17 protein-coding genes and 1 CRISPR repeat array are annotated in these 26,342 nt (G+C 68.7%); of the genes, 11 read left to right on the plus strand and 6 right to left on the minus strand.

The features are described 5' to 3' along the window. Nucleotides 1-2: 2 nt before the first annotated feature. The 6 genes from ACGHC0_RS20245 to ACGHC0_RS20270 all read right to left on the minus strand — a co-directional run bounded on the left by ACGHC0_RS20245 (nt 3) and on the right by ACGHC0_RS20270 (nt 10,982). A complete protein-coding gene (locus tag ACGHC0_RS20245; protein WP_415266575.1) occupies nt 3-1,439 on the minus strand; it encodes a phospholipase D-like domain-containing protein in 1,437 nt (478 codons plus the stop codon). Then, complete coding sequence (locus tag ACGHC0_RS20250; protein ID WP_415266576.1) at nt 1,436-2,929, minus strand: ATP-binding protein; 1,494 nt, start codon at nt 2,927-2,929, stop codon at nt 1,436-1,438. Before ACGHC0_RS20250 ends, ACGHC0_RS20245 begins: the two co-directional genes overlap by 4 nt. After that, on the minus strand, nt 2,926-3,585 hold the full coding sequence (locus ACGHC0_RS20255) for a response regulator (RefSeq protein WP_368352653.1): 660 nt from the start codon (nt 3,583-3,585) through the stop codon (nt 2,926-2,928). The genes ACGHC0_RS20250 and ACGHC0_RS20255 overlap by 4 nt, the downstream gene beginning before the upstream one ends. Nucleotides 3,586-3,781: 196 nt before the next feature. Continuing rightward, the gene (locus ACGHC0_RS20260) at nt 3,782-5,332 is read right to left on the minus strand and encodes a DegQ family serine endoprotease (RefSeq protein WP_107130343.1); all 1,551 of its coding nucleotides are present in this window, start codon (nt 5,330-5,332) and stop codon (nt 3,782-3,784) included. Between the two features lie 224 nt (nt 5,333-5,556). Beyond that, nucleotides 5,557-5,994 carry a hypothetical protein gene (locus ACGHC0_RS20265; RefSeq protein ID WP_368352654.1) on the minus strand — a complete coding sequence of 146 codons (438 nt, stop codon included), beginning with the start codon at nt 5,992-5,994 and terminating at the stop codon, nt 5,557-5,559. Next, nucleotides 5,991-10,982, minus strand: a complete 4,992-nt coding sequence (locus ACGHC0_RS20270) for an RHS repeat-associated core domain-containing protein (RefSeq protein WP_415266577.1) — start codon at nt 10,980-10,982, stop codon at nt 5,991-5,993. The genes ACGHC0_RS20265 and ACGHC0_RS20270 overlap by 4 nt, the downstream gene beginning before the upstream one ends. Nucleotides 10,983-11,378: 396 nt before the next feature. On the opposite strand from ACGHC0_RS20270, the gene ACGHC0_RS20275 reads away from it, so the two are divergent. The 11 genes from ACGHC0_RS20275 (at nt 11,379) to ACGHC0_RS20325 (ending at nt 26,339) form a co-directional block, all read left to right on the plus strand. Continuing rightward, nucleotides 11,379-13,742 carry a CRISPR-associated endonuclease Cas3'' gene (locus ACGHC0_RS20275; protein ID WP_415266578.1) on the plus strand — a complete coding sequence of 788 codons (2,364 nt, stop codon included), beginning with the start codon at nt 11,379-11,381 and terminating at the stop codon, nt 13,740-13,742. 48 nt (nt 13,743-13,790) lie between these two features. Beyond that, on the plus strand, nt 13,791-14,465 hold the full coding sequence (cas5c, locus tag ACGHC0_RS20280; RefSeq protein WP_415266579.1) for a type I-C CRISPR-associated protein Cas5c: 675 nt from the start codon (nt 13,791-13,793) through the stop codon (nt 14,463-14,465). After that, nucleotides 14,462-16,300: a type I-C CRISPR-associated protein Cas8c/Csd1 gene (cas8c, locus tag ACGHC0_RS20285; protein WP_415266580.1), complete on the plus strand. Its 1,839-nt coding sequence runs from the start codon at nt 14,462-14,464 to the stop codon at nt 16,298-16,300. Before cas5c ends, cas8c begins: the two co-directional genes overlap by 4 nt. Continuing rightward, complete coding sequence (gene cas7c, locus ACGHC0_RS20290) at nt 16,297-17,190, plus strand: type I-C CRISPR-associated protein Cas7/Csd2 (protein WP_415266581.1); 894 nt, start codon at nt 16,297-16,299, stop codon at nt 17,188-17,190. The genes cas8c and cas7c overlap by 4 nt, the downstream gene beginning before the upstream one ends. A gap of 36 nt (nt 17,191-17,226) precedes the next feature. Beyond that, nucleotides 17,227-17,919 carry a CRISPR-associated protein Cas4 gene (gene cas4, locus ACGHC0_RS20295; RefSeq protein WP_415266582.1) on the plus strand — a complete coding sequence of 231 codons (693 nt, stop codon included), beginning with the start codon at nt 17,227-17,229 and terminating at the stop codon, nt 17,917-17,919. Continuing rightward, nucleotides 17,904-18,944 (plus strand): type I-C CRISPR-associated endonuclease Cas1c, encoded by a 1,041-nt coding sequence (gene cas1c, locus ACGHC0_RS20300; protein WP_415266583.1) that lies wholly within the window; start codon nt 17,904-17,906, stop codon nt 18,942-18,944. The genes cas4 and cas1c overlap by 16 nt, the downstream gene beginning before the upstream one ends. A 52-nt stretch (nt 18,945-18,996) precedes the next feature. Further along, nucleotides 18,997-19,287: a CRISPR-associated endonuclease Cas2 gene (gene cas2, locus ACGHC0_RS20305; protein ID WP_013596241.1), complete on the plus strand. Its 291-nt coding sequence runs from the start codon at nt 18,997-18,999 to the stop codon at nt 19,285-19,287. A gap of 224 nt (nt 19,288-19,511) precedes the next feature. Next, nucleotides 19,512-21,480: a CRISPR direct-repeat array (repeat unit 32 nt; unit sequence GTCGCGCCCCGCGTGGGCGCGTGGGTTGAAAC). 105 nt (nt 21,481-21,585) lie between these two features. Further along, nucleotides 21,586-22,077 carry a DUF4174 domain-containing protein gene (locus ACGHC0_RS20310; protein ID WP_415266584.1) on the plus strand — a complete coding sequence of 164 codons (492 nt, stop codon included), beginning with the start codon at nt 21,586-21,588 and terminating at the stop codon, nt 22,075-22,077. An 85-nt stretch (nt 22,078-22,162) separates the two neighbouring features. After that, entirely contained in the window at nt 22,163-24,256 is a 2,094-nt protein-coding gene (locus ACGHC0_RS20315) for a TonB-dependent siderophore receptor (protein ID WP_415266585.1), read from the plus strand. Then, on the plus strand, nt 24,253-25,305 hold the full coding sequence (locus ACGHC0_RS20320) for a PstS family phosphate ABC transporter substrate-binding protein (RefSeq protein ID WP_368352665.1): 1,053 nt from the start codon (nt 24,253-24,255) through the stop codon (nt 25,303-25,305). Before ACGHC0_RS20315 ends, ACGHC0_RS20320 begins: the two co-directional genes overlap by 4 nt. Continuing rightward, nucleotides 25,302-26,339, plus strand: a complete 1,038-nt coding sequence (locus ACGHC0_RS20325) for a PstS family phosphate ABC transporter substrate-binding protein (protein ID WP_368352666.1) — start codon at nt 25,302-25,304, stop codon at nt 26,337-26,339. Before ACGHC0_RS20320 ends, ACGHC0_RS20325 begins: the two co-directional genes overlap by 4 nt. The last annotated feature ends 3 nt before the right edge of the window (nt 26,340-26,342 follow it).

Genomic DNA, 26,342 nt, shown 5'->3' on the forward strand with positions numbered 1-26,342 from the left:
GGCTACAGCTGGAACCCGACCGCCCGCACCACGCCTTCCGCAATGTCCCGCGGCCACGACGGCGGGCGGGCGTGCAGGCGCCGGGCGCGGGCGAACTGCTCTTCGCACCAGCCCGCCAGCCACCGCACTTCATCCGGGCCGTAGAAGGCCGTCATCACCTCGTAGTTGAGGAACAGGCTGCGCGCGTCGAGGTTGAGCGATCCCGACAGCGCGAGGTCGTTGTCGATCACCACGGCCTTGGCATGCACCATCCCCGGCGCGAGCCAGACCTCCGCGCCGGCCTGGGCCAGCTCGCGCAGGGCGCGGGCGCGTGCCCAGTCGGCCAGCCGGTGGTTGGAGCGCTCGGGCACCAGCAGGCGCACCTGCACGCCGCGGCGGCAGGCCAGGCACCAGGCATCGAGCAGCGCATCGTCCGGCACGAAATACGGCGTCACCGCCACGATGCGCTCCTGCGCGTGGTAGGCGCCGGCCACCAGCAGCGCATGCACCGTGTCGTCCGCATGGTCGGGGCCGCTGGGCACCCACTGTGCGGGCACGCCCTCCGGCGGGCCGGGGGGCAGCGGCCGCGGCAGCACCGCCCGGGCCATGCGCCCGCTCGCCGCCTGCCAGTCGGCCGCGAACTGGGCGGCCGCCTGCAGCGCGATCGGGCCATCGATCTCGTAGCTCAGGTCGATCCAGGCGGGCAGCTGCGGCCGGTCCAGGAAGTACTCGCAGGCCAGGTTACGGCCGCCGCTCCAGAGCCGCTCGCCATCGGCCACCACCAGCTTGCGGTGGTTGCGCAGGTTGGTGTGGCCGCGCATCGGGTTGTGCAGCAGCGGCATGAAGCGGCGCACCTGCACGCCACCCTGCTTCAGGGTGCGAGACAGCTCCGCCGGCATGCCCAGGCTGCCCACCGCGTCCAGCAGCAGCCGCACCGCCACGCCCCGGCCGGCGGCCTCCTGCAGCGCCGCGGCCACCCGCGCGCCGACCTCGTCGTCACCGAAGACGAAGGTGCAGACATCCAGGCTGTGCTGCGCCGAGTCCACGGTGGCCAGCAGCGCCTCCAGCGCCTGCGCGCCCTGCCCGTGGAAGGCGATGCGCGCATTGCGCACCGGCGGCGCCAGCTCCAGCCCCGCCAGCAGCTGCGTGGCCCAGGCGGGCCCGGGCGGGGGCGACGGTGCCGGTGAAGCTGCCGGCGGCGGGCCGGCGATGAGCGATGCCGGTCCTGCCGCCAGCATGGGGGCGGCGCGCCGCTGCGGACGCACGAACTTGCGCGATCCGAACATCAGGAACAGCGGCACCGCCGCATACGGGAAGGCCACGATCGCCAGCACCCAGCCCATGGCCGCCGAGGGGTGGCGGCGCTGGCGGCCGATGCGCGTGGCCATCACGTAGATCAGCAGGCCCACGGCCACGAAAACCGCGTGGCCCAGGCCCGAGAGCAGCGCGAAGCGCGTCAAGCGCCGCCCCCTGGCCTGGCCGCCGCTGCGAAGCGCACCGCCACGCGCAGCCCGCCCAGGCGCGGCGACGCATCCAGCGCCACCGCGGTGCCATGCAGCCGCGCGATCGACTCCACGATCGCCAGGCCCAGCCCGCTGCCGCCCACCGGCGCGCTGCCGGCCGCCGCGGGCGCGCGGTAGAAGCGACCCAGCACGCGCTCGCGGTCGTCCTCGGCGATCCCGGGGCCGCTGTCCTCCACCACCAGCTCCACGCCGGCAGGCCCCGGACCACCGGGCAGCTCGCGCACGTGCACATCCACCACGCCACCGGCGGGCGTGTACTTCACGGCGTTGTCCACGAGATTGCGCAGCAGGATGCGCAGCGCATCCGCATATCCCAGCACCGCCACCGCATCGCCGGTCACCAGGCCCAGGTCGATGTCCTTGTTCTGCGCGGCCGGCGTGGCATCGGCCACGGCCTGCCGGGCGAGGCCCGCCAGCGGCACCGGCTCGGGCGGCGTGCCGGCGGCGGCGCTGGCTTCCTGCCGCGCCAGGGCCAGCAGCTGCTCCACGAGGCGCGTGGCACGGTCGATGCCGGCCGCGAGCCGCCCCGCCGCCACCGCGCGCGCCTCTTCGCTGCCCGCGCGCTGCAGGCCCTGCAGCTGCAGCTTGAGCGCCGCCAGCGGCGAGCGCAGCTCGTGCGCCGCATCCGCCACGAAATGCTGCTGCGCCTCGAATGCGCGGCGCACGCGCTCGAACAGCAGGTTCAGTTCATCCACCATCGGCCGCACCTCGTCCGGCAGCGCGCCCGCATGCACGGGCGACAGGTCGTCCGCCTGCCGCTTCGCCAGCTGGCGCCGCACCCGCTCCACCGGCGCGAGCGAACCGCTCACCGCCCACCACACGGCCAGGGCCAGCAGCGGCGCCAGCAGCGCGATCGGCCCCGCCGTGCGCCACGCCAGGTCGCGCGCCATCGCGCGGCGCGCGGCCATGTCCTGCGCCACCTGGATCACCTGCGAGCGCGTCTGCACCGAGAACACGCGGTAGATCGTGCCGTGCGCGCGCACGTTCGAGAAACCCAGCACCGCGCGCTGCGGCAGCGCCGCGCCCACGGACGACTCGAACACCCGCAACCCGTCGGACGACCAGATCTGCACCACGAACTCGGTGCTCTCCTCATCCTCCTCCTGCTCCGGCGGCTCCGGCGCGCCCTCCGGCATGGCCGGCACGCCGGGGCGCAGCGCCATCGCCGTCTGCTGCATGTGGTAGTCGAAAATCTGGTCCGCCTCGGCCAGCGCCGAGCGGTAGGCGAGCGCGAACTGCAGCAGCGCCGCGCAGACGATCGCCACGAACAGGAAGCACAGCAGCCGCGCCCGCAGCGAGTGCGGCGCGCGCGCGGACAGGGCGTCCATCCAGCGGTCCCGGCGGCGGCCGCGCGCGGGCGGCACGGTGGCACCGGCCGGTGCCGCATCGTGCCCCGCGTCCGGACCGCCGTCCACCGCTCCGCTCATACCTTCGGCACCATGTAGCCCACGCCCCGCACGTTCAGCACCAGGTCCGCGCCGAGCTTCTTGCGCAGCCCGTGGATATAGACCTCGACCGCATTGCTGCTGATCTCGTCCTTCCAGCTGTAGAGCTTTTCCTCGAGCTGCGTGCGCGAGAGCACGCGCCCCGGGCGGGCGATGAGCGGCTCCAGCACCGCCCATTCGCGCCCGGACAGCACCACCGGCTCGCCGTTCACCGTGACCTCGCGCGTGGCCGGATCGATGGTCACGCCCTTGTGCTCATAGACCGGTTCGGCCCGCCCTGCCGCGCGCCGCGCCAGCGCCCGGATGCGTGCCAGCAGTTCGTCGAGCTCATAGGGCTTGAGCACGTAGTCGTCGGCGCCCGCGTCCAGGCCCTGCACGCGCTGGGCCACCGCGTCGCGCGCCGTGGCCACCAGCACCGGCGTGCGGTCCTTGCGCGCGCGCAGATCGCGCAGCACCTCCAGGCCGTCGCGGCGCGGCAGGCCCAGGTCCAGCAGCACCACGTCGTAGGTCTGCGTGCGCAGTGCCGTATCGGCCATCTCGCCATCGCGCACCCAGTCCACCGCGTGCTGCTCCGCGCGCAGCAGGTCATACACGGCTTCGCCGATCATCGTGTCGTCTTCCACCAGCAGAAGGCGCATGGCAGGTGTCCTCGGAAGGTAGGTTCGTTCTCGCGCCGGCCGGAAGCAGGCAGGGGCCCGGCGCCATCCTCCAAGGATAGCGGCAGGCCCCGCTGCGCCGCGTAGGAACCGGCCGGGCCGCAGGGACATGGGCCCGCCCAATGCGGGCCGAGGCCCCGGGCTCCGCCGGCAATGACCGGCGTCCGCCCGGGAGGGATCAGCCCAGGGGCACGGGCACGAAGATCTTGTCGCCGTCGCGCTGGATCAGCAGCGCCACCGACTTGCCCGCCTTGGCCATCGCGGCGCGCACCTGCTCGATGCTCTGCGCCGGCGTGCCGTTGATGGACAGCAGCACGTCGCCGGGGGCCACGCCCGCCAGGGCGGCCGGGCCGCGCGCTTCTTCCACCACCAGCCCGCCGCTCACGCCGGCCTCGCGGCGCTCCTGCGGCTGCAGCGGCCGCAGCGACAGGCCCAGCTGGCCCTTGCCCACGGCCTTGTCGGCGCTGGCCAGCTTGGCTGGCTTGTCGCTCGCATCGCCCAGGGTGGCGGTGATCTCTTCCTGCTTGCCGTGGCGCCACACCTCCATGCGCGCGGTGGAACCCGGCGCGGACTGGCCCACGAAGGCCGGCAGGTCGCCGGACGCCACGATGGGCTGGCCGTTGATGCGCAGGATCACGTCGCCCGACTTCAGGCCGGCCTTGTCCGCGGGGCCGCCCGGCTCCACGCCCGCCACCAGCGCACCTTCGGGCTTGTCGAGCTGGAAGGAATCGGCGAACGCCTGGTTCACCTCCTGCACCGACACGCCCAGGCGCGCATGGCTGGCCTTGCCCGTGGCCAGGATCTGCTCCTTCACCCGCTCCGCCACTTCGATCGGGATCGCGAACGACACGCCCTGGTAGCCGCCCGAGCGGCTGTAGATCTGCGAGTTGATGCCCACCACCTCGCCGCGCGAGTTGAACAGCGGGCCGCCGGAATTGCCGGGGTTCACCGCCACGTCCGTCTGGATGAAGGGCACGAAGCTGTCGTCCGGCAGTGCCCGGCCCTTGGCGCTCACCACGCCCGCCGTCACGCTGTTCTCGAAGCCGAACGGCGAACCGATGGCCAGCACCCATTCACCCACCGCGAGCTTTTTCGTATCGCCCAGGTGCACCACGGGCAGGTCCTTCGCGTCGATCTTGAGGACGGCGATGTCGGTCTTGGGATCGGAGCCCAGCACCTTGGCGCGGAACTCGCGCCGGTCGGTGAGCTTCACCGTCACCGTATTGGCGCCCTTCACCACGTGGGCATTGGTCAGGATGACCCCGTCCGGGCTCACGATGAAGCCCGAGCCTTCGCCGCGCATCGGCACCTCGCGCTGCGGCATGCGCCCGCCCCCGGCGCCGGGCATGCCCGGCATGCCGAAGCGGCGGAAGAACTCGAAGAACGGATCGTCCGGATCCATGCCCTGCCCGCCGCGGGGCTGCTGGTGCTGGGCGGAGGGCGTCTCGTCGTCGCCGTCATCCCCGCCGTTGTACGAGGTCTTGGTCGTGCCCGTCACGCTGATGTTCACCACCGCCGGGCCGTTGAGCGCCGTGATCTGCGCGAAATCCGGGGCGGACACGCCGGAATACGCCGCTGGCGCCGCGGCCACCGGCCCCGTGGCCGCGGGAGGCACCGCGGCATGGCTGGAATGCAGGTTGGTGACGAGCCCCGCGCCCGTCGCCCCCATGGCCCCGGCGACCACCAAGGCGAGGGTCAGGCGGCGGGGAGTGGAGAGGATCGTGTTCATGGCAAACCTTTCAGGTGGGTTGTGGCATGGACGGGAGTGTGCGGAGCGAGGCTTAGATCGGGCTTAGAGGAAGGTTAGGGGAGGCTTAGGGCGTAGCTGAGGCACTGCGGTGCCTGCATAGGCCACTTGATTGGGAAGGCCGAGGCAGGCCGTTGCGTATGAACCTCGTCGCTGGAACACTCGTGCAGGCAGAGCCGAGGAATGGCTGGACTCCGATAGAAATTTTATCTCTCAAAATGGTTTATATAAAAAACTACCGCAGCTCTACTGTTGGAAGTAATTGTTATTCCATCTTCTTTAGACAAACAAGCATGGAGATGCCGAACTTCGTCCGAAAATCGGTCTTTGCCCGAAGGCTTAAATTCAGAGCAAATGAAACCTTTCACTACCTCACCACCTTTGAGGTTTGATGCAATATTCTCTATCTTGCTCTTGTCATCCCACTTTCTCGCAATGATTGTGTACACTTCACCGCTATAGTCTCTACAGTTGATTGATATTTTATGGACTTTTGATTCATCGTTATATTCAGACTTGACGCACCTATCCTTTGGCACCAACCTGGCAATATCTTTCTGGCCATTGAAATAATAAAAAATAGCTCCACCAGAAATCAATAAAAACAAAACCAGAAAGATGAGCCTCAATCTTATTTTCTTCATGGCCTCATCCCCGGGATATGAATAGGTCCTCCTGCGGAAGTACCGGGGGTCTCCATCATAATCTTCGTTACCTCCCCGGTGTTTGAAAGGATTTTCTTTCTTATTTCATTCATTCTTTTTTCAATCTGTTCGATTTTTGCCGATTGACAGGTAGGCGACTGAGACAGGCATGACAGCAACTCTTCGTCAAGTTTATCCAATTCTTTTTGCAGCTTTTTATTCTCTGATACGAGCACCCCTGCTTCAACAGCATCTTTCACCGAGCTTGCCTTCTCACCCCAACCAAATATTTTCGATAGCCATCCCCCCTCCTCCTTCAGTCCAAGGGGATCCTTGCTTGAAGTCGGGTTCGTTGGATAAATCAGCTTGTTCATACCTCCAGCCAACCCCATCGGGTCCTGCGTCACATACTGCCCCAGCATCGGGTCGTAGTACCGGAACCGGTTGTAGTGCAACCCTGTCTCGGCATCGAACTGCTGGCCCTGGAAACGGATGTCCTGGCCGATACCGTGCGGATCGTATTCCTCGCGCACGGTACCCCAGGCGTGGTAACTGGCAGCCCAGGTGACCAGGCCCGCCTGCGGGCCGTTGGCGTCCACCAGCGCGATGGGCGTGCCCAGGTGATCGCACAGGACATGGCGGATGCGCGTTGCATGGGCCTGGATGGCGGCCTGCCGTTGCTGGTGCACGCCTCGGAGACCCGCGGAGAGCAGTGTGCCGGTTTCTTCGGGCAAGCCTGATTGCAGGCGTGCTCGCATCGCGTCGCCGCGCGGCCCCAGGGCGTCGTTCAGCACCTGCTCCAGCCATTCACGCTGCGTGCGCGGCAATCCCGCGAACAAGGCCGCCGCATGGGATTCGCCACCGTGGTTTTCCAACGCGAACATGGCCTGCGCGGGCGTGGGGATGGCCCGGTCCCGCTCCAGTCGCAGCAGCGGCACGAAGGATCCCGGCTCGTACAGCGTGTGCTGCAGCCCTTGCGGGCCTTCGGTATGCACGAGGCGGTCGCCGTCCCAGCCGGTGTAGGTGGTCAGGTCGCCCTGGCCCACCGGGCCGTACACGGTCTTGCCCAGGCGGCGCCCGAACGCGTCGTACCGGTAGCGGGCCACCCGCCGCCACGCGCCAACAAGGCCCTCGCGCTGCCAGACTTCGCGCAACTGGTGCAGCGCGTCGTAGCGCAAGCGCTGGATGCGCCCGCCAGGAAAGAGTGTCTGGACGCGGTTGCCGAAAGCGTCGTGGCGATAGCGGATCAAGGTGCCCTTGCCGACGCTGTCATCGCTGCCGGCTCCATCGGCATCGCCATCGACCGCGCTCCACCCGATGAGGTTGCCCTTCCAGCGCGTGACCGGGCCCTGTGCCTCGCCCGGCCTGCCACTCGAGCGGAGCAGGTCGAAGTCCGGGTCGTGCAGGTGGTCGCGCACTTCGCGGGCCCACGCTTGCCGATCGGCGTTCGGTGCTGCCACGCGGGCCTCCGGAGGCGCGGGCAGGCGGTTGCCTGCGGGGTCGAGCGCCCAGTGCGCCTGTACCTCGGGCGAGCCCTGGCTTGCGCGGTGCAGCCCGCTCAGGCGCTGCCAGGCGTCGTAGCAGTAGCGCGTGGCTTCGCCCGGCGTCTGCACGCCCACCAGTTGGCCCAGCGGGTCGTACCAGTAGCGGCGCTGGGCGAGCGTGGACAGGGGGCCCAGGGCCGGGACGATGCGGCCCGCGGCGGACGAAGGGTCTGTCCCGGAGGCGTTGGCCGGGTCGGCAGGAACCACCGGCGTTGCATGGCGCAGGCCACGCCAGTCCTGGTGCAGCATGCGGCCCATCGGGTCGAGCTGCCGCGCATGCACGATCGCCGGCAGGTCTTCGTTGCCTTTGCCTTCCATCAGGTGCAGCGTGCGCCCCAGCTCGCGGTGCAGGGCATCGCGCTCCCAGTCCACCAGCGGCTGCCCATCCAGCAGCAGCCCGTGTACGTGGCCCGAGCCGTAGGCCAGCCACTGCAGCGTGCCCAGCCCTTGCGCCTGCGTGGCTGTGCGCTGGCCCAGCGGGCCCAGGGTGTGGGTGATCGCGTGCTCGAACTCAACGGGCGGCTCGCCGGCACCCAGGCTGGCCTGGAGGTGTGGCGCTTGCGGCTTCCGGTACAGCGTCTGCGTCTCTCCGCACACACGCCCGAAAGCATCGAGCGCCATCGCCACGCGCGTCTCTGGTTGCAGCCGCTGCGCCTGCAGCGCGGCGGCCAGCGGGGCCTGGGCCGGGTCGCCGGGGCGGTCCAGCAGGGACAGCAAGGCCTGCGTGTCCAGCGCCAGCCAGCGTTCGGCCAGAGGGATGGGACGGTCCGTGGCAGCGCCTGGGCGCGACGAGTCAGAAGACAGGGCCGTTGGCAGAGACATGGGCTCGATCCCGTGGGGCAGCTCTGCTTCCCAGGTCCGCGCCTGCAGCAGGGCTCCGGCCGCGGTGTGCTGGAAGCGCTGGATCTGCAGCACGGCGTGCGATTCAGCCGTGGGGTTGTTGGGGGCCCCGCCTGCGGCATCGCCTCCAACGCCGATACCAGCACAGGCCAATGCGCCCGATGCCGGCAGCCGCACGACCACGCGCGCCACCAGCCGGCCTCCCAGGTCGTAATGCAGCCGCGTGCGCACCACCGCCCCCAGTTCCGGCCGCGCCGCCGCGCCCGGATGGTGGCCCTCGCCATGCCCGTCGCCCGTGTGCGTGAGCTGGCCCGCCGCGTCGTAGCCATACACCTGGCTGCGGCCGTCGAAGCCCACTTCCTGCACCAGCCGGTCGGCCGCATCGTGCACGAAGCGCGTCACGTCGCCGTTCTCGTTGACGAGCTCCTGCAGCCGCCCGGCCACGTCGTAGCGCAGCTGCACGCCCCGGCCTGCCTGCACCTGCTCCACCACCCGGCCCCACAGGTCGTGCCGGTAGGCGACCGTCGTGCTGGTGCCCGCGGGCTCGCCCGTGCCTTCCAGCACGTCGTGCGTGCCGTGGTTGACGGCCGCCATCCGTCCGGATTCGTTCCAGCGGTAGCGCACCGCCGTGTTGCCCGGCTGCTGCACGCCTACCAGCCGCAGCGCGCCTTGCTGCATCGCGTGGTGCAGTCGTGTGCGCTGGCCCAGCGCGTCCACCGCTTCCACCACCTCGCCCCATGCACCGTGGCGCCAGGACTGGCTGCGGCCGGAGCAGTCGGTATGCCGCGTGATTTGGCCGCAGGCGTTGTACGCGTACTGGCTGCGCCCCCCTTGCGCGTCGATCACCGCCACGGGCTGGTCGCACCAGGCGAGTGTGTGCGGTGGGAAGGCCGTGGTGCCGCTAGCGGCATCTTCCTGGGGTTGCTCGTATTCGAAGCGGGTGGTGAGGGATGGGGTGTCGGTCGCCCCGCCCCCGGCTGGAGCCATCGCCACCTCCACCAGGCGCCCCCATTCGTCGTAACGGAACTCCGTACGCAGCCCTGCAGCGTCCTGGCTGGCCAGCAACAGACCATCCTGCGCGCTGCCCGCCGCACCCCAGTGCTGCTGGGTGCTCCGGCCGTCCGGGCCCTGCACGCCCAGCAGCCGGCCTGCGCCGTCGTAGCGCCACCACGTCGTGCGGCCCAGCGCATCGGTGACAGAGAGCCGCCGGCCGGCGCTGTCGTATCGGAACCCTTGTTCGGCCCCGTCCGGGGCCACGAGACGTACCAGGCGCTTGAGGCCGCCTTCGCCCTCGAAATGGTAGGTGGTCGTGCGGCCCAGGCTGTCACGCACCACCGTGCTGCTGCGCGCCAGGGCCGCCGGACCTTCGCCAACACTGGCAGGCGCTTCGCTGTACGCGAAGAAGTACGACAGCCCCTCCTCGTTGTGCTGCTCGGCCACGTGGGCGCCCGGGCTGGCGGGCATCCCCGTGCGCCGGCCCTGCGCCGTCTGGTCTTCATAGACGTAGCGGTGCCATGGGCCTTGGCGCACCTGGTGCTCCGTCATGCGGTGCAGCGCGTCGTAGCCGAAGCGGCGCAGCACCGTGCCGTCCGCACCCAGGACCTCGGCCAGGTTGCCTGCGCTGTCGTAACGGTAGCCCACGAGCGGTTGAGGGCGCAGTGCGGTGCCGGGTACCACGCCCGGATCGAGCGGGTTGAAGGTGCAGTCCACGCCCACCAGCCGCACCCCGTCGTCCGGGCCCAGCAGCGAATGGCGTGCATGCACGGACTCATCCGGCTTGCCAGGTCTGCGGGCTGCAGTGGCATCCGGCACGATGCGTTCGTAGCGCAGTGCGTAGCGGCGCCCGGTGCCATCGGTGGCGCCCACGATGCGGCCTCGCGACAAACCCTCTTCGCCCCATTGGTAGCGCTGGCTGCGGCCGAAGCGGTCGACCACGGCATGCAGGACATGGCCCGCGGCAGGTCCTTCCCCCGATGCGCCCGCTGGCAGGAACACCCAGGCCGGTGCGCCTGCACCGCCCGCGCCCGGCACGGCGACCACGCAGCCCGGGTCCGCACGCAGCACCGCCGGCATGTGCGACCAGCGCGGTTGCTGCGCCCAGGACAGCAGCTCGGCCGGGGCGGAGGCCATCGTCCCAGGCCGGACGGCAGCCATGCCCCCGCCCCGCAACAGCCACAGGTCCTCGCTGCTGCTGTACAGCGCCTGGCCTGGCTGCAGCGCCTCTTCAAAGGTGATCGCCCGGCCCGACGCATCGAAGAGCACCACCCGGTCCGGCTCCAGCCGCAAACGCAACTCCAGCGGCAACTTCCACCCATACCCCAGCAGCCCGCATGCCGCGCCGTGCTCCGCATTCACGTAACTGCTGTACACCCGCTGCCACGCCAGCGGCAGCGGCCCCGGCAGCGCGAAGTCCAGTTCATCGGTCCCCGTCAGCACCTTCGCGCCCAGCGACGGGTTCACCGGGTTGCCCACCGCCATGCCCCCGGGGCACACCGAGCACGCCACGCCCCCTGCAGAGCCGATCAGCACCGTCGCCGAGCCCTGGACGATCGGGCCACCTTTCTTCGTCAAATCGCCCTGCCGGGCAGCGGGTTTGCCGCTCATGTTCCTGCTTCCCTCGCCTGTCTTCCTCACTGCCCCGCAACTTCCAAAGTTTACTGGCAGTTACGTTGAAACGGCCGGGATCATAGGTGGCAAAACATCGGCATACAGCCCTCCCTTCATCCGCCGATGCGTTGGCACACGCCGTGTTTTCTGCCTTTTCCCATGCGGCGGAGAGGAGAAATCAACGCAACGTTATGGGTGCCATAAATAGTTGCCGCAGCATCTCCCACCGGCGTGCCAGGCAGGCCGGCATGACCTGGGTCAGGGAATTCCCGCAGGAGCACAGGCTGCGGATGACAGGGGCTCATCGGTTGCGCACAATGGCCGCAGAGGCTCCGCACCCGGCATGGCCGGGGCAGAACGGGGCCCCGACAAGCCATTGAGAGGGAATTCCTGTTGAAAGACGACACGCAGGGGAGCGGCCACGTCTCCGCTCCTGCCGACGACGCCGCTGCGCCCCACGCCCCGCCGGGCGCGCCATCCACCATCCCCGCGTTCCACGCCCACTCCGTCGAAGGCCAGCCGGAAAGCCGCTGGCAGACGCTGCCCGAGCACCTGCACGCCGTGGGCCGCATGGCCGGCGACTTCGCCGCCGTGTTCAATGCGCAGGAGCTGGCCCAGGTCATGGGCTGGCTGCACGACCTGGGCAAGTACACCCTGCCCTTCCAGGCCCGGCTGCGCGGCAGCCCCCTGCGCGTGGACCATTCCACCTGGGGCGCACGCATCGCCCAGCAGCGCCTGGGCGTGATGGGGCAACTGATGGCGTATGGCATCGCGGGCCACCACGCAGGTCTGGCCAACGGACAGGGCGAAGGGGAGCGCACGGCACTGGCGGACCGGCTCACCGCCGCCGACCTGCCCGCGCTGCACCCCGCCTGGGAAAAAGACATCCCCCTGCCCGCCCGGCTGGCGCTCCCCGCCGGCCTCAAGCTCTACGGCCAGGACCGGCAGCAGGCGCTGGCGCGGCAGCCCTTCCAGATGGCGTTCCTCGCGCGCATGCTGTTTTCCTGCCTGGTGGACGCCGACTTCATCGACACCGAGCGCTTCTACCTGCAGGTCAGGGGCGGACCGGACCACCGCTCCGCGGGCCCGGCCTGGCCGACCCTGCCCGCATTGCGCGCCCAGCTCGACACCTACCTGCGCACGCTCACGGCGCAATGCGATCCGGCACGCGAGGTCAACCGCCTGCGGGCGGACATCCTGCGCCAGGTCCGCGAGCGCGCCGAGTGCACCCCGGGGCTGTTCTCGCTCACGGTGCCCACGGGCGGCGGCAAGACACTGGCCTCGCTGGCCTTCGCGCTGGACCACGCCATCCGCCACGGGCTGCAGCGCGTGATCTTCGTCATTCCGTTCACCAGCATCGTCGAACAGAACGCCGCCGTATTCCGCAAGGCCTTGGGCCCACTGGGCGATGCGGCCGTGCTGGAGCACCACAGCGCCTTCACCGAGCGCCAGCCACCGCGCGACGACCCCGAGAAATACCAATCGGCCGAGAAACTGCGCCTGGCCATGGAGAACTGGGACGCGCCCATCGTCGTCACCACGGCGGTGCAGTTCTTCGAAAGCCTCTTCGCCGCGCGGCCCTCGCAGTGCCGCAAGCTGCACCACATCGCCGGCAGCGTGGTGGTGCTGGACGAGGCGCAGACCATGCCGCTCAAGCTGCTCAAGCCCTGCGTCGCCACCATCGACGAACTGGCGCGCAACTACCGCACCAGCGTCGTGCTCTGCACCGCCACGCAGCCCGTGCTGGAGGCCCCCGCGTTCGATGGCGGGCTGACGGGCGTGCGCGAGCTGGCGCCCGAACCCACGCGGCTGTTCCAGCAACTGGAGCGGGTGCGCGTGCGCCACGTGGGCACGCTGGACGACGCAGCCCTGGCCGGCCACCTGCGGGAACGCGAGCAGGTGCTGTGCATCGTCAACAACCGCCGCCACGCGCGGGCCGTGTACGAGGCCATGGCCGACCTGCCCGGCGCGCGGCACCTGACCACGCTGATGTGCGCGAAGCACCGCAGCGAAGTGCTGAACGAAGTGCGGCAGATGCTGAAGGCCGGGGAGCCCTGCCGCGTCGTCAGCACCAGCCTCATCGAGGCGGGCGTGGACGTGGACTTCCCCACGGTGCTGCGCGCCGAGGCGGGACTGGATTCCATCGCGCAGGCCGCGGGCCGTTGCAACCGCGAGGGCCTCAGGAACATCGATGCCAGCGAGGTGCTGGTGTTCGCCAACGCCAACGAGGACTGGGCGCCGCCCCCCGAGTTGACGCAGTACGCCCAGGCCGCCCGCGAGGTACTGCGCCACTGCGCGGACGACCCGCTATCGCCCGAAGCCATCGCCCGCTATTTCGCGCTGCTGTACTGGCAAAAGGGCGGTGACCAGCTCGACGTGCCCGACCTCATGGGCCTGCTCAAGACCCGCCGCCCGGACAGCCTGCCGATGGAAACCCTGGCGACCCGATTCCGCATGATCGACAGCGTGCAGATGCCGGTGATCGTGCCGTACGACGACACGGCCCGGGAAACGCTGGAGCAACTGCGGTTTGCCGAAGGCAGCGTGGGGCTGGCGCGCAAGCTGCAGCCCTATGTGGTGCAGTTGCCGAGGCAGGGGTTCGATGCGCTGTACCAGGCGGGAGCGATCGCGCCGGTGCGGCCGGACAGATGGGGAGAGCAGTTCATGCAACTGGTGCATCCGGACATCTACAGCCAGCGCTCCGGACTGCATTGGGACGATCCCACCTTCATCCGCAGCGAACGCCTCCAATGGTGAGGTTGCCGTAGCGGCCAGAGACGAACACAAGCCGAACGGGGAGGGGCCATGGCCTATGGAGTGAGATTACGCATCTGGGGTGAGCGCGCCTGTTTCACGCGCCCGGAAATGAAAGTGGAAAGGGTCTCGTACGACACGATCACCCCATCCGCCGCACGTGGCATCCTGGACGCAATCCACTGGAAGCCGGCGATCCGATGGACCATCGACCGCATTCACGTACTCAACCCCATCCGCTTCGAGTCCATCCGGCGCAACGAAGTGGGCAGCAAGATCTCGCCGGCCAGCGTGGCCAAGGCCATGAAGGCCGGCACGCCCGATGGCCTGGCGAACCATGTCGATGAAGACCGGCAGCAGCGCGCCGCGACCATCCTGCGCGACGTGGCCTATGTGATCGAAGCGCACTTCGACCTGACACCCAAGGCCGGCCCCGACGACTCGGTGGGCAAGCACCTCGATATTTTCAACCGCCGCGCGCGCAAGGGGCAGTGCTTCCAGCAGCCCTGCATGGGCGTGCGGGAGTTCCCGGCCAGCTTCGAACTGCTGGAGGATGGCGCCCCGATCCCGCCCGTGCATGACAGCCTGATCGAGCAGCGCGACCTCGGCTGGACACTGCACGACATCGACTTCGACCGCGGCATGGCGCCGCGCTTCTTCCGCGCTCAGATGGTGGGTGGCGTGATCGAGGTGCCGCCCTGGCAGAGCGAGGGGGTGAAGTCATGATCCTGCAGGCACTGAACAGCTATTACAGCCGGCTCCAAGCCACTGGCGAAGGCGACATTGCGCAGCCAGGGTACTCGCAAGAGAACATCTCCTATGAAATAGTTCTGGCGCTAAATGGTTCGGTGGTGGCTGTGAACGACCTCAGGAACACGGCAGGAAAAAAGCCTCTACCCAAAGTCGTTGCCGTACCTGCATCCTTCAAACGTCCTGGCATTGGTTCAAAGTCCTTCTTCCTGTGGGACAAAAGCAGCTATGTGCTGGGTTTTGGAGAGGCAAAGGCGGCCCAGGACCACGCGGCGTTTAAGGAACTGCACCTTTCCGCCATGCCCAACTTGGATGATCCAGCACTCATCGCACTTCAATCATTCATCAATGCATGGCGACCTGAATCCTTGCCATCCCATGCCCTTTTCGCTCCCCATGCAGAGGGTTTAGCGGGCGCGAACATTGTGTTTCGACTGGATGGAGAACTGCGCTTCATGCATCAGCGCCCGGCTGCAGAAGAGGCGCGCGAACGGATATTCGGTGATTCGGGCAAGACAGGGCCTCTAGCCGAGTGCCTGGTGACAGGCAAGCGCTCGAAAATCGCAACGTTGCATCCTGCCATCAAGGGTGTGAACGGCGCGCAAAGCTCGGGCGCTTCCATCGTCTCGTTCAACCTCGAGTCCTTCACCTCCTATGGCAAGAGCCAGGGGGACAACGCGCCAATCTCCGAGCAGGCCGCGTTCGCCTACACCACGGTGCTCAACCACCTGTTGCGCCGCAGCGAGCACAACCACCAGCGCATTCAGATCGGCGATGCCAGCGTGGTGTTCTGGGCCGAGGCCGACGACACCGAAGCAGCCCAGGCCGCCGAGTGGACGTTCGAGTCGCTGCTCAACACGCCCCCCGATGACTCGCAGGAGGCCGCGCGTGTACGCGACGTGCTCGCACAGGTCGCCAAGGGCCGCCCCTTGAGCGAGCTGGACCCGAAGCTGCACGACGGCACGCGCATGTTCGTGCTGGGGCTGGCCCCCAACGCCTCGCGCATTTCCATCCGCTTCTGGGAAACCGGCACCCTCGGCGTTTTCGCCCACCGGCTGGCGCAGCACGCGCAGGACTTCCGCCTGGAGCCCGTTCCCTGGAAAACCGCCCCGGCCGCGCGTCGTGTCGTGCTGGCCACGGTGCCGAACCGCGAAGGCGCCATGCCCAAGATGGACGACGCCTTCAACAACCTGGTGGGTGAATTCATGCGCTCCGTGCTGACCGGCCGGCCCTATCCGCGCAGCCTGCTGGCGAACACCCTCATGCGCATCCGGAGCGACGGCAATCTTTCGGGCCTGCGCGCTGCGATCTGCAAAGGCATCCTGGCCCGGGAGAGGCGGCTGGGCATCAACGTACATATCCACAAGGAGGAGGTTCCCGTGAGTCTCGACAAGCAATCCACCCACCCGGGCTACCGGCTGGGCCGCCTGTTCGCCGTGCTGGAGGCCGTGCAGCGCAGCGCACTCGGCGGACAGGTCAACGCCACCATCCGCGATCGCTACTACGGTGCGGCATCGGCCACGCCTGCGTCCGTGTTCCCCGTCCTGCTGCGCAACACGCAGAACCACCTGGGCAAGCTGCGCAAGGAAAAACCGGGCCTGGCCGTCAACCTGGAAAAGGACATCCGCGAGATCGTCGATGGCCTGCCGGAGCACTTCCCCCGCAGCCTTCGCATCGAAGACCAGGGCCGCTTCGCCATCGGCTACTACCACCAGTCGCAAACCCGGTTCGTGAAGGGCGACGGCAGCGCTGGACAAGACAACAACGACCACGATTCCAACGCAGACACCACCGAGGGAGCCCCCGCATGACCGCCATCGCCCACCGCTACGAATTCGTCTATCTGTTCGACATCACCAACGGCAACCCCAACGGCGACCCGGACGCCGGCAACCTGCCGCGCCTGGACCCGGAAACCAATCGCGGGCTGGTGACCGATGTGTGCCTGAAACGCAAGATCCGCAACTTCGTGACCCTGGACAAGGACGACACGCCCGGCCACGCCATCTACATGCAGGAAAAAGCCGTCCTGAACCAGCAGCACCAGAAGGCCTGGGAAGCACTCGGCATTCCGCCCGACGCCAAGGAGCAGTTCAAGAAACTTCCCAAGGACGAGGCCAAGGCCCGGGAGATCACGGCGTGGATGTGCGCCAACTTCTTCGACGTGCGCACCTTCGGCGCCGTGATGACCACGGGCGTGAACGCCGGCCAGGTGCGCGGCCCCGTGCAGATGGCCTTCGCCACCTCCATCGATACGGTGGTGCCACTGGAGATCTCCATCACCCGCATGGCCGTCACCACCGAGAAAGAGGCCGAAGCGCAGAGCGGCGACAACCGCACCATGGGCCGCAAGCACATCATTCCGTATGGCCTCTACCGTGCGCACGGCTTCGTCTCCGCCAAGCTGGCCGAGCGCACGGGGTTTTCCGATGCCGACCTGGAACTGTTCTGGCGCGCCCTCGCCAACATGTTCGAGCACGACCGCTCCGCTGCGCGCGGCGAGATGGCGGCGCGCAAGCTCATCGTCTTCGAACACGAAAGCGCCATGGGCAACGCCCCGGCGCACGTGCTGTTCGATGCCGTGAAGGTGGTGCCCGCCCAGCCCGATGCCGACGCAGCCCCACGGCGCTTTGCCGACTACCGGGTCGAGGTGAATCATGCCGCCGTGCCCCAGGGCGTCACGGTCCGCGAGCTGATCTGAGGCCACAGGGCGGCGGCAGAGACAGTGGCAGCAGCGATGGAATCGGACGAATTCATCCCGCTGTCCGCCCTGCAGCACTACCTGTACTGCCCGCGCCAGTGCGCGCTGATCCATGTCGAGCAGCTCTGGGCGGAAAGCCGCCACACCGCGGAAGGCCGGCTGCTGCACGAGCTGGCAGACAAGCCACGCGGCGAGCGGCGCCGCGGCGTGCGCACCGCCACCGCCCTGCCCCTGGCGCATGCCGGGCTGCGCATCAGCGGCATTGCCGACGTCGTGGAGTTCCATGAAGGGCCGGATGGCGAGCAAGCTTTCCCCGTCGAATACAAGCGCGGCCGGCCCAAGGCACACCGGGCCGACGAGGTGCAGCTGTGCGCCCAGGCCCTGTGCCTGGAAGACATGCTGGACCAGCCCGTGCCGCACGGCGCGCTGTTCTACGGCGCCACCCGCCGCCGCACCGACGTGGCCTTCGATGCCGAACTGCGCCGCCTGACGCGGGACACCATCGATGCCACCCGCGCCATGCTGGAAGCCGGCATCACCCCCACGGCCGACTACAGCCCCAGGCGCTGCGACGCCTGTTCGCTCATCGACCTGTGCAGCCCCAGGCTGCTGCTGCGCCGCACCAGCGTCAACGCCTGGCTGGCGCGCCAGCTGAAGGCCGAGCGCAGCGGCGGCAACGACGATGACCAAGAGAACGGTGGAGAGGGCCCGGCATGCGGCGGCAACTGAACACGCTCTACGTCACCACCGAAGGCGCATGGCTGCACAAGGACGGCGCCAACATCGTGATGGAGGTGGAACAGCAGGTGCGCGCACGCCTGCCGGTCCACATGCTGGAAAGCCTGGTGTGCTTCGGCCGCGTGCTGGTGTCTCCGCCGCTGCTGGGCTACTGCGCGGAGCAAGGCATCACCACCTGTTTCCTGACGCCGAACGGCAAGTTCCTGGCCCGCGTGGAAGGCCCCATCTCCGGCAACGTGCTGCTGCGCCGGCAGCAGTACCGCGCCAGCGACGACCCGGCCCGGTGCTCCGCCATCGTCTGCAACCTGCTGCAGGGCAAGCTGCACAACCAGCGCGCCGTGCTGGGGCGGGCGCTGCGCGACCACGGCGGCAAGCTGGCAGGCGAACACGAAGCCGCGCTGCAGCACGCCCACACCCGCCTGGAGCGCATCTCGCGGCAACTGTCGCCCGACCAATCGGTGGACCTGCTGCGCGGCTACGAAGGCGAAGCGGCGCAGTCGTATTTCAGCGTGTTCGACCACCTGGTGCGCGTGCAGGAGCCGGCCATGCGCTTCACCGGCCGCAGCCGCAGGCCGCCGATGGATGCCGTCAACGCGCTGCTGTCCTTCCTGTACACCCTGGTCACCCACGACTGCCGCTCCGCGCTGGAAAGCGTGGGGCTGGACCCCGCCGTCGGATTCCTGCACCGCGACCGCCCGGGCCGGCCCAGCCTGGCGCTGGACCTGCTGGAAGAGTTCCGGCCCCTGATGGCCGACCGCCTGGCCCTGTCGCTCGTCAACCTGCGGCAGATCGGCGAGCGCGACTTCCAGACCCTGGACAACGGCGCCGTGCTGCTGCGCGAGGAATCGCGCAAGACCGTGCTCACCGCCTACCAGGAGCGCAAGCGCGAAGAACTGCGCCACGTCTTCCTGGAAGAAAAGGCGGCCATCGGACTGTTCCCTTTCATCCAGGCCCAGTTGCTGGCCCGGCACCTGCGCGGCGACCTCGACGCCTATCCGCCCTTCCTGTGGAAATGACCGCCATGCCCTCCGCAGCCCGCCACCACGCGCCACCAGGACACCCGGCACCATGATGGTCCTCGTCAGCTACGATGTCCGTTCCCAGGACAAGGCCGGCGCCCGCCGGCTGCGCCACATCGCCAAGGCCTGCCTGGATTTTGGCCAGCGCGTGCAGTTCTCGGTGTTCGAGATCGAAGTGGATGCCGCCCAGTGGACCGCCCTGAAGGCCCGGCTGCAGCAGACCATCGACCCCGCGCAGGACAGCCTGCGGTTCTACTACCTGGGCAACGACTGGCAGCGCAAGGTGGAGCACGTGGGCGCCAAGCCGGTGCTGGATTTGAACGGGCCGCTGGTGCTGTAGCGCCTCTCGTTCCCCCTCCTCTTCTTCGTCATTCTTCCAATCATCCGGCGCGAACCGGAAGCGACTGCCTGCGCCCAGGAGAGGTTCGCAGCGTGGCAAGTGATTGATGTGCAAGGGGATTGTTGGACCATGGGCAGCTTTGCCAGGCAAAAGTCCGGTTCCGTGGGCAGATTCGCGCGCGTTGGTGGAAAAGTGGAGGAGTGGCGCACGGTTATAAAGACGCCGTCGCGCCCCGCGTGGGCGCGTGGGTTGAAACCTGCTAAATCCAGCTTTACGGATGCCCCTGTCATGGTCGCGCCCCGCGTGGGCGCGTGGGTTGAAACATCCAGCCGGCGGCGCTCGCTGTCCTGCGGACGGGTGTCGCGCCCCGCGTGGGCGCGTGGGTTGAAACGTTGTGGTTTGTGTATGTTTTTTGGGAGTGTTGACGTCGCGCCCCGCGTGGGCGCGTGGGTTGAAACCCTGGCGCGGCCTGTCTGCCGACCCGGCGGTGGCGTCGCGCCCCGCGTGGGCGCGTGGGTTGAAACCTGGCGAACCGCGGCATCCCGGCCAACGATGATGAGTCGCGCCCCGCGTGGGCGCGTGGGTTGAAACTTCATGCACCGCCTTCCTGCCGCGCGCGAGCGGCGGTCGCGCCCCGCGTGGGCGCGTGGGTTGAAACCGGTAACGATCCCTTGCCGCACTGCGGGCGATGTCGTCGCGCCCCGCGTGGGCGCGTGGGTTGAAACAGCGACCGCACGCCAAAGGTGACGCCAAGAGCAACGTCGCGCCCCGCGTGGGCGCGTGGGTTGAAACGCCTGCTGCACCTGCACCCGCTGCGCCCGTGGTCAGTCGCGCCCCGCGTGGGCGCGTGGGTTGAAACGTCCGCCGCGTGCGTCGGCTGATACCTGACTTCCGTCGCGCCCCGCGTGGGCGCGTGGGTTGAAACCACAGCGCCGGCCGATCAACCCGGGCGGCGGCCGGTCGCGCCCCGCGTGGGCGCGTGGGTTGAAACGTTGAGCGACTTGCCCTTCCGGACGGCCTCATGGGCGTCGCGCCCCGCGTGGGCGCGTGGGTTGAAACTTATGTGACGCATGCGTCATATCGAGTCAGCATAGTCGCGCCCCGCGTGGGCGCGTGGGTTGAAACCCAAACGGTTTTGGTGTGCAGAGCCCCGATGCTGGGGTCGCGCCCCGCGTGGGCGCGTGGGTTGAAACCCGGGCTACCCGGTCGGCGTGCACAGCCTCCAACTGTCGCGCCCCGCGTGGGCGCGTGGGTTGAAACGCGGTACAGGTGCTGGCAGTTGGCAGGCTTCAGGATGTCGCGCCCCGCGTGGGCGCGTGGGTTGAAACGTCACTTGCTGGCGGTGATCCAGTCCATTCAGGCGTCGCGCCCCGCGTGGGCGCGTGGGTTGAAACCATGCGGCCTCGATGGCCCGCTTGGCCTGGACAGGGTCGCGCCCCGCGTGGGCGCGTGGGTTGAAACTTGTCGGGGCCAGGCTCGGCTGCAAAAATCGAGACAGTCGCGCCCCGCGTGGGCGCGTGGGTTGAAACACGCCAGTCGGCACGCGGAAGGCGTTGTGCAGGAGTCGCGCCCCGCGTGGGCGCGTGGGTTGAAACACGTCTGTACCCGCACGGTTGTATCGCCATGCGACGTCGCGCCCCGCGTGGGCGCGTGGGTTGAAACTCTTTCATCTGGCGCCACCTTCTCCGGCGCCGGCGTCGCGCCCCGCGTGGGCGCGTGGGTTGAAACTCTTTCATCTGGCGCCACCTTCTCCGGCGCCGGCGTCGCGCCCCGCGTGGGCGCGTGGGTTGAAACCCGATCACATCGGGCGCCACGCCGCAGGACATCGCGTCGCGCCCCGCGTGGGCGCGTGGGTTGAAACAGCGCCTACCCGCCGGCCGAGCGCGTCACCTTCGTCGCGCCCCGCGTGGGCGCGTGGGTTGAAACGCCAGGATGATCTCGGCCTGTGGCGTGCCGCCAGAGTCGCGCCCCGCGTGGGCGCGTGGGTTGAAACGCGATGTACTTTGCCACATAGCCGGCGGCGCCGCCCGTTGCGCCCCGCGTGGGCGCATGGGTTGAAACTTGCGCATGTGCTCCATCACGTCGAGGGCGATCACGGTCGCCCCCGCGTGGGCGCGTGGGTTGAAACACCAGTTCCGGGTTGGTGATGAGGACATCGACGGTCGCGCCCCGCGTGGGCGCGTGGGTTGAAACCCAACATCGTGAGCCCAGAAGTTAAAACCCATACTGGAGCCCCACACCCCCCCCTGTCGCCCCAGTCCGACATCCATCCAGCCCTCCTCCCCGGACACTGCCTCCATGCCCCTGCACCGCCGCACCCTCTACCGCGCTGCCGCCCTCGCCCTGGGCATGGCAGCCCTGCTCCGCACCGCCTGGGCCGGCGAAAGCGGCAACGGCCACCGGAACGACCGGGACGCCCCCACCAACCCGCTCACCGCCGAGCACTGGCAAACCCGCCCCGTCGTGGTGATCGTCCCGCAGGAGAACGATCCCCTCCTCGCCAAGGTGCGCGCCGCCCTGCAGGAACCGGCCATGCGCGAAGGCTTCCGCGAGCGCGACATGGTGCTGTTCACCGTGGTGGCCGGCCAGGGCCGCCGCAATGGACAACCGCTGGGGGCCGCGCGCACCGCGGCGCTACTGAAGGCGCTGGATCTGGATGCGCGGGCTCCGGCCACATTCATCCTCGTGGGCAAGGATGGCGGCGTGAAGATGAAGGAGGAAGGCACGGTGGTCGATCTGCAGGCCGTCTTCGCGGAGATCGACCGCATGCCCATGCGCCAGCGGCGCTGAGCCCTTGCGCCACGCAGGAAAACAACCCATGCAAATGAGAATTGTTATCATATGTATCTGTTAATTCCTGCCATAGTGATTTTTTATGAAGTTCCTGCCGTCTTCGCTGGCCGCCGCGGCCATGCTCGCCTGTGCGCCCGCCCTCCACGCCCAGAGCGCTGACAAGGGGTCTTCCGACAAGTCGCTGGACACGCTGACCGTCCGCGACGAGCGGTCCAACGGTTTCGTTCCCAACACCGTGGAGGCGGGCACGTTCCGCGGGGCGTCCATCATGGATGTGCCGGCCACGGTGAACGTGATCACGCGCGAGGTGCTGGACCGGCAGGCGGCCGGCGGCCTGTACGACGCGGTGCGCAACACCGCGGGCGTGACGCGCCAGCAGAACGGCGGCGACAGCTGGGACCAGTTGGTGATCCGCGGCATCGCGGTGGAAAACCGCACCAACTACCGGCTGAACGGCTCACTGCCGATCATGAATTTCTCGCAGGTGCCGATGGAGGACAAGGAGCGGGTGGAAGTGCTCAAGGGCACGTCGGCCATCTACTACGGTTTCACCGCGCCGTCAGGGGTGGTGAATTTCGTGACCAAGCGCGCGGGCGCCACGCCCGTGGCAACGGTCGGCACGGTGTTCGATAACTACGGCACGGTGCTGGGCACGGCGGACGTGGGCCGCCGGTTCGGCGATGCGCAGCAGTACGGCCTGCGGATCAATGCCGCCGGAGGCACGCTGGGCAATTCCATGCGCGGCGCCGACGACGGCAGCCGGCGCTTCCTGTCGGCGGCATTCGACTGGCGCGTGGACAGCCGCCTGTCGCTGCGGGCCGACCTCGAATACGACCGCAGGAAGCTCGTGGAGCAGGCGGGCATCGCTCTGCCCGCGGCCGTCAACGGCCGCATCACGCTTCCGCGCGTGCCGGACGCGCGCGCCCTCATCGCGCCCAACATGGCAGTGTTCGACGCCGAGACAACGAATGCCCAGGTGCGCGCCGACTATTCGCTGAGCGACGACTGGGCGCTCACGCTGGAAGCAGGCCGGTCGAAGACGGCCCGCGACCGCCGCCTGTCGATCTTCACGCTGAACAACACCGCCACCGGCGCGGGCACGATCCGCGGCAACATCCAGCACCACGTGGTGGAGTCGGACATGCTGCGGGCCGAGGCCTTCGGCACCTTCAGCGTCGCCGGCTACCGGAACGAACTCACGCTGGGCGCCGCGCGGACGAACAAGACGCAGGACCCGATCTACCAGCGCAACTACAGCGCCACCCAGAACCTCTACAACCCGGCCCCGATCACCAGCGTGACCTACGGCGCGGCGCCCACCGCGCCGACCACGCCCGGCTACGAGACGGAAGAAAAGGGCATCTATGCGGTGGACCGCATCGAGCTGTCGCCGCGGTGGCAGGTGATCGCCGGCGTGCGCTACACCGACTACGGCAGCAACCAGGGCGCGCTCAACTACGCGGCCACCAAGACCAGCCCGATGGCGGCGGTGATCCACAAGTTCAGCCCGGATCTCTCGGTGTACGGGTCGTATTCGCAGGGCCTGGAAGAAGGCGAGACGGCCCCTACCGGCTCGGCCAACGTCAACACCCGCCTGCCCCCCGGCGTGAGCAAGCAGAAGGAACTGGGACTGCGCTGGAGCGTCGGCGGGACGCTGCTGTCCACCGCGGTGTTCGACATCGACCGCCCGGGCTACTACACCAACACCAGCAACATCTTCACCGCGGACGGCCGGCAGAGGTACCAGGGCATCGAAGCCTCCGCCCAGGGCCGGCTGACGCGCCAGCTCGCATGGCAGGTCTCGGCGCAGCTGATCGATGCGAAGTTCGAGGACATCGGCCCGGCCTACGACGGCAAGCTGCCGGAGAACACGGCGAAGAAGACGGCCAGCGCCTTCCTGTCCTACGACATCGCCGCGGTGCCCGGCCTGAACGTGAACGGGGGCGCTTACTTCACGGGACGCCGCCCGGTCAACGACCTGAACCAGGCCTTCCTGGGCGGCTACACGATCTATACCGCCGGCGTGGGCTATGCCACCTCGCTGCTCGGCAAGCGCACGCTGCTGCAGCTGAACGTGGAGAACGCTGGGGGCAAGCAGTACTGGGCCGCGGCCGGCACCCGCCTGGCCACCGGCGCACCGCGCACGGTCAAGGCCACCGTCAAGGTGGACCTGTGACCGGCCACCGCCTGGCACGCCGCTCGCTGCTGCTGGCTGCCGGCGGCCTGGCCTGCCTGCGCGCGGACGCGGCCGGCTCCACGGACCGGGTGCTCGACGCGGCGCTGCAGCCCTATGTGCCCGAGCCGGCGCAGCCAGGCGCAGAGGCCGGATGGATGACGCCGGACGGCGCGATCCGCATCGGCGGCGCCGAGCACGTCGAGTTCATCGTGCGCCGCTTCAACGCACTCTATGCACGCACACATCCCGGCACGCGCTTCGTGTTCGAATCCAGAGGCACCACCAGCGCGGTGCCGCTGCTGATGTTCGACAAGACGCTGTTCGGCGCCATGGGCCGGGAAATCAACCCCGTCGAACGGGTGCCGTATCGCAAGATCGTGGGCACCGATCCGCTGGAGATCCGCGTGGCACATACGTCCGACGACACCTCGCAGCATCTGGCGACGTCGCTGGCGGTGTATGTGCACCGCAGCAATCCGCTCACAGGCATCTCGCTGGAGCAGATGGCGCGCGTGTTCGCCGTGGGCAATGCCGGTGGCGACTACTCGCACTGGGGGCAGCTCGGCCTCGGCGGGGAGTGGGCCGGGCGCACGATCCACCCTTACGGGACGCCGGAATACACGGGCTTCGGGAACTACCTGCAGGCGCGGCAACTGCAGCGGCTGCCGCTCAATCCGCGCCACGAATTCCATGGCGGCACCGGCGAGCTGCTGCGGCGGCTGGGGTCCGATCCCGCCGGCATCGCTGTCGCCGCCATCGGCCGGGAGGATGCGCAGGTGAAGCAGCTCGCACTGATCGGCCCCGACGGAGCGGCCACGACAGGCACGGCGGCCGAAGTGGCCAGCGGGCGCTACGGGCTGGGCCGGCCGCTTTTTTTCTATGTACGGCAGCAGAAGGGCCGGCCCATCGATCCGGTGGTGCGCGAATACCTGCGGCTGGTGCTGTCGCGCGAAGGCCAGCAGATCGTGGCGTCCCAGCCCCGCGGCTACCTGCCGCTGTCCGAAGCCGACGCGGCCCGGGAACGCGCGAAGCTGGAGTCCACCGCATGACCGCCGCACGCATTCGCCGCCTCCTGGCCGGCATGGCCGTGGCGGCCTCCTGCGCCTGTGCTGCGCAGCAAACCGATACGCCGCGCGCCCTCGCCCCAGCGCCAGGCGCGAGCTACCTGCAGCGCGACGGCAGCATCGCCATCGTCGGCAACGATGGCATGGATGAACTGGTGACTTCGCTGAATGCCCTGTTCGTGCGGCACCATCCGGACCTGCGGTTCACCACGCGCATGGAAGGCTCTTCCACCGGCATGCCGGCATTGACGGCCGGTGCCACGATGGTGGCGCCGATGACCCGCGACCTGTGGCCGGCGGACCGCAGCGCCTTCGTGCAGGTGTTCGGCTACGAGCCCACGGCCGTGCGCATCGGCTACAACGGGCACGGCCCCCGCCCGCCGGCCAAGACACCGCCGGCGGTCTATGTGAACACCGCGAACCCGCTGGCGGGCCTGGCGGTGCAGGACGTCGCGCGCATCTTCACCGAAGGTGCGGCGGCGGGAAATCTCAGCACCTGGGGGCAGCTGGGCCTGGGCGGCGCCTGGGCCGAACGCCGCATCCACCTCTATGGACTGCGCGACGACGGAGGGTTCGCCACCGGCATGCGGATGCGGTACTTCGGCGGGCGGCCGTTCAGCCCGCGCTATGAAGCCCTGTCGTCCCGCGAGGCATTGGTCCGCGCGGTCGCGGCCGATCCCTACGGCATGGCGCTGGTGGGGTGGATGAATGCCGCCGCGGTATCCGGCAACGTGCGCGTGCTGCCCCTCGCCTCCGAGCCGGGCACCGCTTTCCACACGCCTGCGCTGGACGACGTGCGGCGCGGACTCTACCCGTTCTCGGCGCCGGTGCAGTTCTACGTCAACAAGGCACCCGGCCGGCCGCTGGAGCCGCTGGTGCTCGAATACCTCCGGCTTTCGCTGTCGGACGAAGGCCAGGCACTGGTCGCCGCACAGACGGCATCGGAGGAAGGCTACGTTCCCCTGAGCCCCGAGGATCTGCGACGGGAGCGGCAGAAGCTCGAAGCGCTGGGCCGCTGACCG

Origin of the sequence: Acidovorax sacchari, assembly GCF_042847045.1 — a bacterium.
GTDB lineage: Bacteria > Pseudomonadota > Gammaproteobacteria > Burkholderiales > Burkholderiaceae_C > Paracidovorax > Paracidovorax sacchari.